This window comes from Thioalkalivibrio sp. ALMg11 (genome assembly GCF_000377905.1).
GTDB lineage: Bacteria > Pseudomonadota > Gammaproteobacteria > Ectothiorhodospirales > Ectothiorhodospiraceae > Thioalkalivibrio.
Genome location: NZ_KB898878.1, coordinates 67509 through 81055 on the forward strand (window position 1 = coordinate 67509; position 13547 = coordinate 81055).

Here is a 13547-nt window from a genome sequence, read left to right on the forward strand (position 1 = left end):
TCCGGTGGTGAGTCGGCAAGATCAGTCGCATTCCAGCGTGGCGGTCTCCGCGAAGTGACGTCCCAGGTCGTTGACCGGGCTGCGGTCCGAACGTTCCAGGGTGGCGGCGTAGCGGATCAGCTGCGGGTCGGGTCGGGGCTCGGTGACGGCGACCTCGCAACCGGGTCGGTTCTCCACGAAGACGATGTCGTCCGGGTCGTGCCGGATCTCGATCCAGTACTCCGGATCGAAGACCCGGTAGGTGAAGGCGTCACTGGCGGTGATGTCGTGCTCGTCCAGCGGCAGCTCGAAGCGCAGGTGCAGGCGCCGGTCCTCCAGGGTCAGACGCGCGTTGCGGGCCTGCGGCACGTCCAGGCGCTCGTCTCCCAGGTTCAGTTCGGTGAAGTAGTCGTAGGCAGCCAGGTTTCCGAGCATGCGTTCGGCGGCGTGTTCCAGCGCCGCGTCGATGCCGGTGGCACCGTCGAGGTCCCGGGTCAGGTCTTCCAGCAGCATGTGGCTGTAGGTCGGGTCGATGCGCCAGGATTGCTCCATGCTCACCAGTTCGCCGGCATCGTCGAAGACCAGCCCCATGCGCAGGTCGATCCACGCATGCGGGTGCGCCAGCGCGCCGGCCGGGAAGAGCAGGCTCAGCACCACTAGCAGCCGCACGAGCCAAGGTCGAAGGCCCATCGTCATCCGGTGGCGCGCTGCCAGCGCGTGCCGTCCGGCGTGTCTTCCAGCTCGATGCCGTGCGCGACGAGTTCGTCGCGGATGGCATCCGCCGCGGCGAAGTCGCGCTCCTGGCGCGCGGCCTTGCGTGCAGCGATGCGCTCCTCCACCCAGGCGGCCAGGTCATCGTCCCCGGCGTCGCCCTGGAACCACGCGGCCGGGTCCTGCTGCAGCAGGCCCAGCAGGGCGGCGCCAGCCAGCAGTTCACCCTTGCGCCGGGCGTGCTCGCCAGCGTCGGATGCCGCCGCCAGGGCGTCGCTCATGCGGTGCAGCGCGGTGATCGCGGCGGGGGTGTTCAGGTCGTCCAGCAACGCTGTGAACACTGGCGTGTCGGCGGCTGCAATGTCGTCGGCCTCGATGTCGGCCACATCGCGCAGTACGCGGTACAGGCCATTCAGATTGTTGCGCGACTGGGTCAGGGTCTCTTCCGAGAAGTTCAGCGGCGCGCGGTAGTGGCGCGACAGCAGCGCCAGGCGCAGGACCTCGCCGGGGTAGTGCTGGAGCAGGTCGTTCAGCAGCCGGAAGTTGCCCAGCGACTTGGACATCTTCTCGCCGTCGATGGTCAGGTGGCCGTTGTGCACCCAGTAACGGGCGTAATGCGTGCCGTGCTCGTGGCAGCCCTCGGCCGCGCAGCCCTGGGCGATCTCGTTTTCGTGATGCGGGAACACCAGGTCGTGGCCGCCGCCGTGGATGTCGATCATCGGGCCCAGGTGGCTGCGGATCATCGCGGTGCATTCCAGGTGCCAGCCGGGGCGGCCGGTGCCCCAGGGGCTGTCCCAGCCGGGCTCGGCCGCGGCCGCCGGCTTCCACAGTACGAAGTCGCCGGGGTGGCGCTTGTAGGCGGCGACCTCGACCCGGGCGCCGGCCTGCATGTCGTCCAGCGAGCGTCCGGACAGCGCGCCATAGTCGGGGTAGGAGGTCACGTCGAACAACACGTGATCGTCGGCCACGTAGGCGTGGCCGCGTTCGATCAGGCGCTCGATCAGCTCGATCATCGGCTGGATGTGTTCGGTCGCGCGCGGCTCGAGGGTGGGTTCCAGCGTGCCCAGTTCGGCGATGTCGTCGTGGAAGGCCCGGGTGAAGCGCTCGGTGAGTACGCCAATGGGCTCGCCGTTGTCGGCGGCGGCCTTGTTGATCTTGTCGTCGACGTCGGTGATGTTGCGGGCGTAGACCACGTGATCCGGGCCGTAGAGCTCGCGCAGTACGCGGAACAGCACGTCGAACACCACCACCGGCCGGCCGTTGCCGAGGTGCACGCGGTTGTACACGGTGGGGCCGCAGACGTAGAGGGTGACGCGCTCGGGGTCCTGTGGCACGAACGGCTCGTCGCGCCCGCCCAGGGTGTTGTGCAGGGTGAGGGTCCGGGCCGCGCTCATTGACCGGTGTCCTTGCCGTACAGCGTCTCGGGGGCGATCTCGGGATCGCTGGTAACCACGACGGTGTCTTGTGCGACCTGGAGGTAGAAGCAGCTGCGCCGTCCGGTGTGGCAGGCGGGTCCGGTCTGGTCGACCTTCAGCAGAAGAGTGTCGCCGTCACAGTCCAGGTGCAGGGAATGCAGCTGTTGCACCTGCCCGGACTGCTCGCCCTTGCGCCACAACGCCTGGCGCGAGCGCGAGTAGTAGCACACGCGTCCGGTCGCCAGGGTCTCGTCCAGGGCCTCGCGGTTCATCCACGCCAGCATCAGGACCTCGCCGGTATCGTGCTGTTGGGCGATCGCGGGGATCAGGCCGTCGGCGTTGAGCTTCAGGCGCTCCAGGACTTCGGGGGTCGGGTGGCGCTCGCCACGGGGCTCGCCTTCGAGTTGCTTGAACATCGCTGGGGTCCGCTTGCGGGAGCGGCAAAGAATAGCATTTTCGAACCGCGCTCCGAAGCCCGCAAACCGGCCCCGCCTGCCTCGGGTTGCGCTTGTGCCACGGGTGGTCGATGCTCGAGACAGGACAGATGGCGGGCAGGGAATGCCGGCCGCGTCTCCATGGCGGTCGGAGGAATGGCATGGCGGGAGGCAACAAGGGCAGCTGGAGACCCAGCGCGGGGCGCACTGCGTTGCTCATCGCCGTGCTGTATCTGGTCATCGGGCTACTCTGGGTCGCCCTGTCCGACCGGGCCCTTCTGCTGATGGTCGACGACGTCGCCCTGCTGGGCCAGCTGCAGGCCCTCAAGGGCTGGGGCTACGTGGCGGTGAAGGCCCTCATCCTGTTCCTGCTGGTGTATTTCCCCCTGAAGGCACGCGACCGCCTCTCGCGCGAGGCGCGCCGGCTCACCGAGATTGTCGAACGTTCCCCGGTGGTGGCCATCGAGTGGGCCTCCACCCCGGGCTGGCCGGTCTCTTTTGTCTCCCCGAACATCGAGCGCTGGGGGGGCGACCGCCATGCCCTGCTGCGCGGCGAGGTGCACTACGCCGACCTGATCCACCCCGACGATATCGACCGCATCGTCGCCGAGGTCACCGCGCACATCGAGCGCGGCCCGGACCGTTACACCCAGCAGTATCGCCTGAAGGACGGGTCGGGCGGCTGGGTCTGGGTGGAAGACCGGACGTGGCTGACCCGTGACGAGTCCGGGCAGGTGACCCGCATCAATGGCCTGCTGCTGGACGTGACCGAACGTCGGCGCGCCGAGCAGGACCTGCGCGATTCCGAGATGCGCTTCCGTGCGATCTTCGACAACGTTCAGGAGGCAATCCTGCTGCAAGACCTGGATACCGAGGCCCTGATTGGGGTGAACGTCGCGGCCGAGCAGATGTACGGCTACAGCCGCGCCGAGCTGCTGGCCCGCAGCGTGGACGATCTTAGCGCGGACGAGACCGGATTCGACGTACAGCGCCAGAAGGCCCTGATCGAGCGCGCCCGGCGCGGCGAACGGCTGGTGTTCGAGTGGCGCGCACGGCACCGTGACGGCCACGGGTTCTGGGTGGAGGCCAACCTGCAGGTCACCCAGATCGCCGGAGAGAAGCTGCTGCTGGTGACGCTGCGCAATATCGAGGCGCGCAAGCAGGCGGAGGCCGCCCTGGCCCGTCAGGTGGATCGCCTGAGCCAGGCGGAGCGTCACGCGGGGCTGGGGAGCTGGGAGTACCTGCTGGAGACCCGTGAGCTGTGGTGGTCGGATCGGTTGTACGGGCTGCTGGGTTGCGATGCCCCCTACGGCACGCCGACGCTGGAGTCCTTTGCCCGCAATTTCTTCGACCTCGAGTCCGAGGACGGGGCGAGCTTCTCCGAGGCGATGGAGACCCTGATCGCCGGCGGCCGGCCCGGGCCCCAGCGGTTGCTCCTGAAGGCCCGGCCCGAGGTGCGCGAGGAGGCCTGGTTCGGTCTCACCATGGAGGCGCCGATCGAGCGCGCCGACGGCCTGCATTACGTACAGGGCACGGTGCTGGAGGTGACCGAACTCAAGCGCAACGAACTGGAACTGCGCAATCTGAACGCCACGCTCGAACAGCGGGTGGCGGAACGCACGGCGGCCCTGCAGGCGCTGAATCAGGAACTGGAATCGTTTTCCTATGCGGTCTCCCACGACCTGAAGGCACCCCTGCGCGGAATCGAGGGCTACAGCCAGTTGCTGGAGGCGGACTACGGCGAGCAGCTGGAGGGTGAGGGCCGCACTTTCCTAAGCAATATCCGCAATGGCGTGGCGCAGATGAACGACCTGATCTCGGATCTTCTGGCCTACTCGCGCATGGAGCGTCGGCCGCTGGAGGAGCGCACCGTCCGCGTGCGCGCGCTGGTGGAGGAGGTGCTGAAGTCGGTGGATCCGGGACTGCGCGAGCGCGCCGAGGTGAGTATCGAGATCGACCCCGATCTCTGCTTCGTCAGCGATCCGGATGGCGTCGCCCTGATCCTGCGCAACCTCCTGGAAAACGCGTTCAAATTCAGTGCCGAGCGCGAGGCCCCGCGAGTAACGGTGCAGGCCGAATCTCGCAGCGCTACACTCGGGATAACGGTGCGGGATAACGGGATCGGTTTTGACATGGTGTTTCGGGATCGCATCTTCGATATCTTCCAGCGCCTGAACCGTGCCGAGGCCTATCCCGGGACCGGTGTCGGCCTGGCCCTGGTGCGGCGAGCAGTCAAGCGCCTGCGCGGCGAGATCCGCGCCGAGGGCACGCCGGGCGAGGGGGCCGCCTTCCACGTGGAGTTCCCGCGATGAGCAACGCCGGCCGTCAGCCCTCCATCCTGGTGGTGGAGGACAACCCGGTGGATATCGATCTGGTGCGGCGTGCCTTCGAGCGGAGAACCCTCTCCAACCCGCTGACGGTCGCGCGCGATGGTGTGGAGGCCCTGGAGTTCCTCGATCGCTGGGAGCGCGGCGAACTCGCGCCACCGGCGGTGATCCTGCTGGATATCGAGCTGCCCAAGGTGGACGGACTGGAGGTGCTCCGGCGCATCCGCGCGCACGAACGCTTCCGGCGCATTCCGGTGGTGATGCTGACCTCCTCCAGCGAGGACCGTGACATCGCCACTGCCTATGACTGCGGCGCCAACTCCTACATTGTGAAGCCGTTGGGCTTCGCCAAGTTCCTGGACGTTGCCGAGCAGGTCAAACTGTATTGGTGCCTGCTCAACCACCCGCCGGTTTGAAGCCGTCGCCCGCCCTTGCAACCCGAGACCCCATGCGAATCCTGCTCGTAGAAGATAATTCGGCAGATGCCGATCTGCAGCGCCGGGCCCTGGAGCGCCAGGTGCCGGGCGCTGACGTGTCCCCGGCGGGTTCCCTGGCCGAGGCGCGAGCGGCGCTGACCGGGGCGGATGTCTTCGACTGTGTGGTGGTGGATCTGCGTCTGCCGGATGGCAGCGGTCTCGAGTTGCTCAGCGAGCTGCACGCCGCGCGTCGCGGCGAGGCCGTGCTGGTGCTCACCGGGCACGGCGAACAGGAAACGGTGGTGGCGGCGTTTCGCGCCGGTGCCGATGACTACCTGACCAAGGCCGATGGCTACCTGGAGCGCCTCCCGGGGCGGGTGGTGGATGCCCGTTCCCGGCGCGATCTGCGCGTGACCGAGGCGCGCGAGCCGCTGCGGGTGCTGTATGTCGAGCACAGCGAATTCGATGTCGGCCTGACCTGTCGCGAACTGGCGCACACGGCCCCGCATGTGCAGCTGGCGGCGGTGCACACCGCCGAGGAGGCCCTGGCGGCGCTGCCGGAGAGTGCCGCCGGGGACCTGGGCTTCGACCTGTTGCTGGTGGACTACCGGTTGCCCGGGATCGACGGTCTCGAGCTGGCGCGTCGGGTGCGCGAGGACCGCGGCCTGGACTTGCCGACCATCCTGGTGACCGGGCAGGGCACCGAGGAACTCGCTGCGCGTGCCCTGCGTATGGGCGTGGAGGATTACACGGTCAAGCACGAGGGCTATCTGAAGACCCTGCCGATGCTGCTGGACCAGGTGCATGCGCGTGCGCGGTTGCGCCGGGAACGCGCTGCGCTGGCGGCCTCCGAGCGGCGCTACCGCGAGGTGATTGAACGCGCTGGCGATATCGTCTTCGAGACCGATGCCGCCGGTTGCTGGCGCTTCCTCAATCCGGCCTGGACGGCCATCACCGGCCATTCGGTGGAATCCGCGATCGGTGAGGAGATGCTGTCGTTCATGCCGCTGGAGGACCGCGGAATGGCGGCACGGCTGCTGTCCCGCGCGGCGGAGGCCGAGGATGGCCGGCTGGAGGCCGAGATCCGCCTGCGCACGGCGGACGGCTCGCTGTGCTGGCTGGATTTACGCGGCCAGGTCAATCTGGATGCGACGGGCCGAGCCACAGGCCTGTCCGGGAGTCTGGTGGATGTGACCCGGCGGGTGCTGGACCAGCGCGTCCAGGAAGTGCGTGGGAATGTGCTGGCGCGGCTGGCAACCGGCGAACGGGATCCGCGCCTGCTGGAGGATGTGGTCAAGGGCCTGGAGTCGCTGGCCCCCGACCTGCACGGTTGCATCATGCTGCTGGATGCCGACAGCCAGGAACTGTACGGCGTGGCGGCTCCGCGGCTTCCGGACCCGCTGCGCAGTGCGACCCGCCGGATCCGCGCTGCGCAGGGGATGGCCTCCTGCGGCGAGGCCGCGTGGGGCGGCGAGCCGATGATCATCGAGGACTGCGGGACGCACCCGAACTGGGCCGGGTTCCGCGATCTCGTGCGTGGGGCGGGCTTTGGCGCCTGCTGGTCGTTCCCCTTCCGGGATGCCGACGGCGGCGTGCTGGGCACTCTGGGCATTTATCTCGGCACGTCACGCGGACCCTACCCCGGCGAACAGGTGCTGATCGACGAGTTCACGCAGATCGCGGGGCTGGCGGTGCAGAAGCTGCGCGTCTCGCAGGCACTGGGCGATCGCGAGCGCGCGTTGCGGACCGCCGCCGAGCTGACCGTGGAACTGTTGCGCGAGGATAACCCCGCCAGCGTGATCCACCGGCTGCTGGCCGAGCTGGGGCAGGAGGCTGGCGCCGACCGGGCCTATGTGCTGGTGGCCGAGCTGGACCACGCGGTGCGCGAGGCCCTGGATATCCACCGCTACTACTGGGTGCGCACGGATACCGAGGAGCCGATCCGCCCGCCGCCGCTGCGCAATCTGAGCCTGGAATCCGTCCTGCCGCGCTGGCACGAGATCCTGCAGGGCGGCGGCGCGGTGGATGTACTGACCCGCGAGCTGCCGGATGAGGAACGCGAGATCCTGGAGGCCTCGCAGAGCCAGGCCGTGCTGCTGGTGCCCCTGTATGTGGAGGGCGAGTACCGCGGGTTTCTCGCGCTCGACCGGGTGCAGCGCGCGCAGCGCTGGACCGACGCGGACCAGAGCCTGGCGCGCATCGTCGCCTCCAGCCTGGGGGCCGCAATGGAGCGGCGCCAGGCCTTGCTGGGCCTGCGGCGCATGGCGGCGGTATTCGAGAGTACCCGCGACGGCATCATCATCACCGACCTGACCCCGCGGATCGTCGCGGTGAATCCGGCCTTCGTCGATATCACCGGCTTCTCCGAGGGCGAGGCCATGGGGCGCAACCCGAGCTTTCTGCAGTCCGGTCGCCACGATGCCGAGTTCTTCAAGCGCATGTGGGACAGCCTGCAGCGCGAGGGCCACTGGCAGGGCGAGATCTGGAACCGCCGACGCAATGGCGAGGTGGCCCCGCAGTGGCTGAGCCTGAACACCGTCTACGACGAGCAGGGCGAGGCCCTGCACTATGCCGGGGTGCTGACCGACATGTCCGCACTGCGCCGCTCGGAGGAAGAGCTGCAGTACCTGGCGCAGTACGACGCCCTGACCGACCTGCCCAATCGCAGCCAGCTACAGGTGATGCTGGGGCAGGCGCTGGATCGCGCCCGCATGCATGGGCACCGCATTGCGGTGCTGAATCTCGATCTGGACCGGTTCAAGAACGTGAACGACTCCATGGGACACCCGGCGGGTGACCAGGTGCTGGTGGAGGTCGCGCGGCGTCTGCGCGGGGCGCTGGGGCCTGCCCATGTGCTGGGTCGGCTGGGTGGCGACGAATTTCTGATTGTGGCGGAGAATCCGGACAGTGACGATCAGGTCGCGCGCTGCGCCCGCAGTTTGCTGGCAAGCTTCGAGCGCCCCTTTACGCTGGAGGACGGGCGTTCGGTCTATCTGAATGGCAGCATCGGCATCAGTCTCTACCCCGAGCATGGCGACACTGTGACTGCGCTGATCCAGCACGCGGATGCGGCGATGTACCAGGCCAAGGCCTCCGGGCGGCAGACCTGGAGTGTCTATACCCAGGCCCTGACACGCGCGGCTGACGAGCGCCTGGAACTGGAGAACCGCCTGCGCCATGCCCTGCAGAACGACAACGGAGAGCTGCGGCTGCATTTTCAGCCACAGGTACGGCTGGAGGACGGGCAGCCCTTCGGCATGGAGGCGTTGCTGCGCTGGCAGCCGGAACAGGGGGAGATGATCCCGCCGGATCGCTTTATCCCGATTGCCGAGGACACCGGGTTGATCGTCGCGCTGGGCGAGTGGGTGTTGCGCGAGGCCTGCGATGCCGGGCGCCGTTTGCTGGACCGCGGCGCCGGAGATTTCGGTCTGGCGGTCAACCTGTCCCCGGTGCAGCTGCAGCGCAGCGACTTCGTCAATCGCGTGGCGGAGATCCTGGCGCTGACCGGCTTCCCGGCCGCCCAGCTGGAGCTGGAGATCACCGAGACCGCGATCATGCAGCAGGGCGAGCAGGCGATTGCACGGCTGGTGGCCCTGAAGGAGCTGGGGGTGCAGCTGGCCATTGACGACTTCGGGACCGGGTATTCCTCGCTGGCGGCCTTGCGGACCTATCCGCTGGATGTCCTGAAGATCGACCGCAGCTTCGTGGATGGTGTTGCCAGCGAGAGCGCCGACCGCGAGATCGCCGCCACCATCATCGCGATGGGCCGCAACCTGAATATGCGGGTGATCGCCGAAGGCGTGGAGACGGCGGAGCAGGCGGCCTTCCTGCAGGAGCGTGGCTGCGCCCTGGGCCAGGGCTATTTCTATAGCCGGCCGCTGGAGATCGAGGCGTTGGACGCCTGGATGATGGAGCATGCGGGTTTACCGTCCGCCTGAGTGTGTTCCCGTGGCGTCACATGGGTGGCTCCGGTAGCCTTTGCCCCGTGTTTCCCCAGTGACTCATTGCCCGGAGCTGTCCCGATGTCCGATTCGTCCCATCCGTCTGTGTTGCGTTCGATCACCTTCCACGGCCTGGAGCCGGGCCCGCGTCTGATCGTGCTGGGGGCGGTGCACGGCAACGAGACCTGTGGCACCCAGGCCACCGAACGCCTGCACGCGGAGCTGGAGTCGGGTCAGCAGCGCCTGCTGCGCGGGCAGCTGACGCTGGTGCCGCGCACCAACCCGCTGGCCTATCAGCTGGAAAGCCGCATGGGCGAGCGCAACCTGAACCGCAATCTGCGCGTGACGGATGACCCGCAGGACTTCGAGGATCGCATCGCCAACGTGCTGTGCCCGCTGCTGGCGGCGCATGACGTGCTGCTGGATCTGCACTCGTTCCACACCGGTGGGCAGCCGTTCATCATGCTCGGCCCGCGCGACAACGACGGCGAGCTGGAAGGCTTCACGCAGGCGGTCGAGGAACAGGCGCTGGCGGCCTGCCTGGGGCCGCAGCGCATGGTCGAGGGCTGGCTGGATACCTACGCCCGCGGGGTCGCGCGACGGATGAAGAACCCGAACGCCAGCCAGCGCGCACAAATGCTCAGTACCGACCCCAGCTACGGCATCGGCACCACCGAGTACATGCGTTCGCAGGGCGGCTACGGCGTGACCCTGGAATGTGGCCAGCATGACGACCCGCAGGCGCCGGAGGTGGCGTACAACGCGATCCGCAACACCCTGGCGCATCTGGACATGCTGGAGGCCCCGGCCACCGCGGGCCAGGCCAGTCCGGAGGTGCTGCGTCTGGTCGAGGTGATCGACCGCGACCACCCGGACGACCGCTTTGCACGGGAGTGGAAGAGCTTCGACCCGCTGGAGGCCGGCGAGCTGATCGGCACCCGTGCCGACGGCACCGAGGTGCGTGCCCCGGAGCCGGGCTTCATCGTGTTTCCCAACCCCAGTTCCTTGCCGGGCAACGAGTGGTTCTACCGCGCCGAGTTTAGTGACCGCAAGGTCGTCTGAGTCTGGACACCGCGCGGTATGGACTTTGCGCCCTCCGGCGTTGCGCTGCTGCTTCTCGCCGCCGGATTCTTCGCCGGCCTGCTGAATGCCGTGGCCGGTGGCGGCAGCTTCCTGACCTTGCCGGCCCTGATGAGCGTTGGCGTGCCGCCGGTGGCCGCGAATGCGACCGGGACCGCGGCGCTGCTGCCTGGCTATCTGGCCAGCGTGCTGGCGGATCGGCGGCAGTTACGCGGGGCGTGGCAGGAGCTGGGCCGGGGGCTGGCCTGGGGCCTGCTGCTGGCGGGGGCGCTGGGCGGGGCCCTGGGGGCGTCCGTGCTGTTGCTGACCGGGGATGCCCGGTTCCGCGCCCTGATTCCCTGGCTGTTGTTGCTGGCCACGGTGCTGTTTGCGCTGGGCCCTTGGTTACAGCACCAGGCCGCGCGGACGCATTCGGGGCCGCTGCGGGTGTTGGGGGCCGGCTTGGGCTGTGCCTACGGCGGCTATTTCAACGGTGGGGTCGGCATCCTGCTGCTGGCCATCCTGCGTGGCCAGGGGATCACCCATCTCGCGCGGGCCAATGTGGTGAAGAACCTGCTCTCCTCGGTGCTGACCCTGATGGCGGTGGGAGTCTACATCGCGGGCGGCCAGGTGGTGGCGACCGGGCTGCTGGCCGTCGGGGCCGGTGCGATCCTGGGCGCGCGGCTTGGCATCGCCCTGGTGCGGCGCATGCCGGAGGCCGGCTATCGTCATGCCGTCACCCTGATCGGCGCGGTGATTACCCTCTTGTTTTTCCTCGATCCCGCCTGGCTCGCGTCGCCTGACTTGTAGGATGTGTTGAGCGAAGCGAAACGCATCGTTCGGGGTGGCGTCTTTCCCTGTAGCGTGCGTCCTGATGCGTTTCGCGGGGCTCAACGCATCCTACGAGGCGTCGATTGGCACCGGGTGGTGGGTCAGATGTTCGGAGTGTGTGTGGCTTCGAGCGTCTGGGCGAGGGTGTCCAGGGCGGAGGTATCGGATTCCGGCAGGATGGCCTCGATGCGGGGGCGCCGTGGCGTGTCCGGGGCGTCCATCGGCTCGAGCCCGTCGTGGCCGTCCACGCGGTTGATGCGGCGTGTCAGCCCTGGTCGGTCTTGTAGGATGTGTTGAGCGAAGCGAAACGCATCGGTCGGCGTGGCGTCTTTTGCTGTGGCGTGCGTTCTGATGCGTTTCGCTTCGCTCAACACATCCTACGAGGCGTCGATTGGCGCCGGGTGCTGGGTCAGGTGTTCGGGGTGTGTGCGGCTTCGAATGCCTTGGCGAGGGCGTCCAGGGCGGTGGTATCGGATTCCGGCAGGATGGCCTCGATGCGGGGGCGCAGTAAGGGGTCTGGCGGGTCCATGGCCTCCAGCCCGCCGTGACCGGCGACCCGGTTGATGCGTTGCCAGCCCTGGTCGGTCTCCACCAGCCCTTTCAGCCGGTCGCCGGTAAATCCGTCGACCAGGCCTGCGAGGGTTGCGTGGTCTACGATCTGCCCCTCGGGCATCAGCCAGCTGCGACCGATGTAGCCGTCGCCGCGGGTGTCGATGGTGACCCATTCGTCCGTCGCGGGAGCAGGGTGATCGTGGTCATGTCCATGAGCGTGGGCGTGGGCATGATCATGCCCGGGGTCCGCGGATTCGGTCGTGGCCTCGAGGAAGGCGCGGGCCTCGGGGAACAGGGCGTCGCCACGCTCCAGCCGGGGTCGATCCAGCCAGTCGCGTTCGATGCGCCCCTGGGTGGTTTCCACTACCAGGGGTCGCGGCGAGGGCATTGCGGCGACGAAGGCATGCAGCGCCTCGCGGTCGTCCTCGCCGTAGAGGTCGGCCTTGTTGGCCAGGAGCACATCGGCCAGGGCGATCTGGTCCTGCCAGGTCGGGTGTTCGCGGTGGCGGGGCGAGGCCAGATGGCGGGCGTCCATCAGGGTCACGGTGGCGCGCAGATCGAGGACGCCGGCATAGGGCGGTTCGGTCAGGGTGCGGATGATCTGCGCCGGGTGCCCGAGACCGGTCGGCTCGATCAGGATGCGGTCGGGTTTCTGGCTACGGATCAGCCGGTTGAGCCCGACGGTGAACATCTGCGCCGAGACGCAGCACAGGCAGCCGCCGGGGATCTCCTCCAGGGCCACGCCGGTATCCGCCAGCAGCCCGCCATCCACGCCGATCTCGCCAAACTCGTTGACCAGTACGGCCCAGTGCTCGCCTTCCGGCCGCTGCGCGAGCAGGTGGCGGATGGCGGTGGTCTTGCCGACGCCGAGAAAGCCGGTGATCAGGTTCAGCGGGATGTCACGGTGCTGGGTCATTTCAGGTGGGGTCGTCCGGTTGCGTGGGCGGTGCGTCGGTGTCGTCGTCTGCGGGTCCCAGGGCATCATCGGGGCGCACGCCATCGCTTTCCAGGCTCTGGCGCATGGCCTCGTCGGCCTGCTGGGACATGACGATTATGGAGATACGGCGATTGAGGGCCGCCTCCGGGTTTTCGCGGTTGAAGGGCACGCTGGCTGCCAGACCGACCACCTGTGCGATCTGTTCGGGGTCGGTGCCGCCGGCGATCAGCGCACGGCGGGCCGCGTTGGCACGGTCGGCCGAGAGTTCCCAGTTGGTGTAGTCCGGGCGCAGCAGCGGGCGTGCGTCGGTGTGGCCGGTGATCGAGACGCGGTTGGGGACCTTGTTGATCAGGCTGGCCAGTTCGCGCAGGATCGCGTCGGCGTGCTCGAGGGGCCGCGCGCTGGCACTGCCGAACATCGGTCGGTTTTCGCGATCGATGATCTGGATGCGCAGGCCCTCGGGCGTGATGTCCAGTAGCAACTGGTCCTTGAAGGGCTCCAGCGCCTGGCTTTGTTCGACCGCTTCCTCCAGGGCCCGCTGCAGGGTCTCGAGCGCCTCGCGGTCGCGCGCCTCGGCCAGGTCGTCCAGGGTTTCGTCGTCGATGCCGCTGGGAGGTGCAACGGATTCGGGGTCCTCCATCAGTTCTGGAAGGCCCTCGAAATCGATAATTGACGGGTCCACTCCGGTGCCGTCGCCGGGTGCCTGTCCGGGGACGGGTGCACTGCCTTCGAAGGCAGATGGGTTCTGAAAGTACTCGGACAAACCGGCAAGCTCTTCGGCCTCCATGGCGGCTATCAGCCACAAGAGCAGGAAGAAGGCCATCATGGCGGTCGCGAAGTCGGCAAAGGCGACCTTCCACGAGCCGCCATGATGGCCGGCCTTGATGACCTTCTTCTTGACGATGATCGGCTGGGTCTTGTCCTCGACGCCCATGGGTGCGGTCC

Annotated in this window: 11 protein-coding genes; 5 read left to right on the forward strand and 6 right to left on the reverse strand. The window is 68.0% G+C overall.

Annotated features, from left to right (window positions below; translation table 11 throughout):
• Nucleotides 1–21 precede the first annotated feature (21 nt).
• The 3 genes from D578_RS0112695 to hisI are packed head-to-tail and all read right to left on the reverse strand — an operon-like array spanning nt 22 to nt 2521.
• Nucleotides 22–669 (reverse strand): DUF1007 family protein, encoded by a 648-nt coding sequence (locus tag D578_RS0112695; protein ID WP_026289338.1) that lies wholly within the window; start codon nt 667–669, stop codon nt 22–24.
• A gap of 2 nt (nt 670–671) precedes the next feature.
• Entirely contained in the window at nt 672–2084 is a 1413-nt protein-coding gene (gene cysS / locus D578_RS0112700) for a cysteine--tRNA ligase (RefSeq protein WP_018950318.1), read from the reverse strand.
• Nucleotides 2081–2521, reverse strand: a complete 441-nt coding sequence (gene hisI, locus D578_RS0112705) for a phosphoribosyl-AMP cyclohydrolase (RefSeq protein WP_018950319.1) — start codon at nt 2519–2521, stop codon at nt 2081–2083. Before hisI ends, cysS begins: the two co-directional genes overlap by 4 nt.
• 242 nt (nt 2522–2763) lie before the next feature.
• Here hisI and D578_RS0112710 point away from each other — a divergent pair, with 242 nt between their 5' ends.
• The 5 genes from D578_RS0112710 to D578_RS0112730 all read left to right on the forward strand — a co-directional run bounded on the left by D578_RS0112710 (nt 2764) and on the right by D578_RS0112730 (nt 11092).
• Nucleotides 2764–4851, forward strand: a complete 2088-nt coding sequence (locus D578_RS0112710) for a PAS domain S-box protein (protein ID WP_026289339.1) — start codon at nt 2764–2766, stop codon at nt 4849–4851.
• Nucleotides 4848–5282, forward strand: coding sequence for a response regulator (locus D578_RS0112715; protein ID WP_018950321.1), 435 nt, complete (start codon nt 4848–4850; stop codon nt 5280–5282). Before D578_RS0112710 ends, D578_RS0112715 begins: the two co-directional genes overlap by 4 nt.
• A 32-nt stretch (nt 5283–5314) precedes the next feature.
• Entirely contained in the window at nt 5315–9220 is a 3906-nt protein-coding gene (locus D578_RS0112720) for an EAL domain-containing protein (RefSeq protein ID WP_018950322.1), read from the forward strand.
• 84 nt (nt 9221–9304) lie between these two features.
• Entirely contained in the window at nt 9305–10285 is a 981-nt protein-coding gene (locus tag D578_RS0112725) for a M14 family metallopeptidase (protein ID WP_018950323.1), read from the forward strand.
• A gap of 18 nt (nt 10286–10303) precedes the next feature.
• On the forward strand, nt 10304–11092 hold the full coding sequence (locus tag D578_RS0112730) for a sulfite exporter TauE/SafE family protein (protein WP_018950324.1): 789 nt from the start codon (nt 10304–10306) through the stop codon (nt 11090–11092).
• A gap of 122 nt (nt 11093–11214) precedes the next feature.
• On the opposite strand, the gene D578_RS16090 is transcribed toward D578_RS0112730, so the two are convergent.
• From D578_RS16090 to motB, 3 genes are all read right to left on the reverse strand, one after another.
• On the reverse strand, nt 11215–11361 hold the full coding sequence (locus D578_RS16090) for a hypothetical protein (protein WP_018950325.1): 147 nt from the start codon (nt 11359–11361) through the stop codon (nt 11215–11217).
• 161 nt (nt 11362–11522) lie between these two features.
• Entirely contained in the window at nt 11523–12581 is a 1059-nt protein-coding gene (locus D578_RS0112740) for a GTP-binding protein (protein ID WP_018950326.1), read from the reverse strand.
• 1 nt (nt 12582) lies between these two features.
• Nucleotides 12583–13536 carry a flagellar motor protein MotB gene (motB, locus tag D578_RS0112745; protein WP_018950327.1) on the reverse strand — a complete coding sequence of 318 codons (954 nt, stop codon included), beginning with the start codon at nt 13534–13536 and terminating at the stop codon, nt 12583–12585.
• Between the last annotated feature and the right edge of the window lie 11 nt (nt 13537–13547).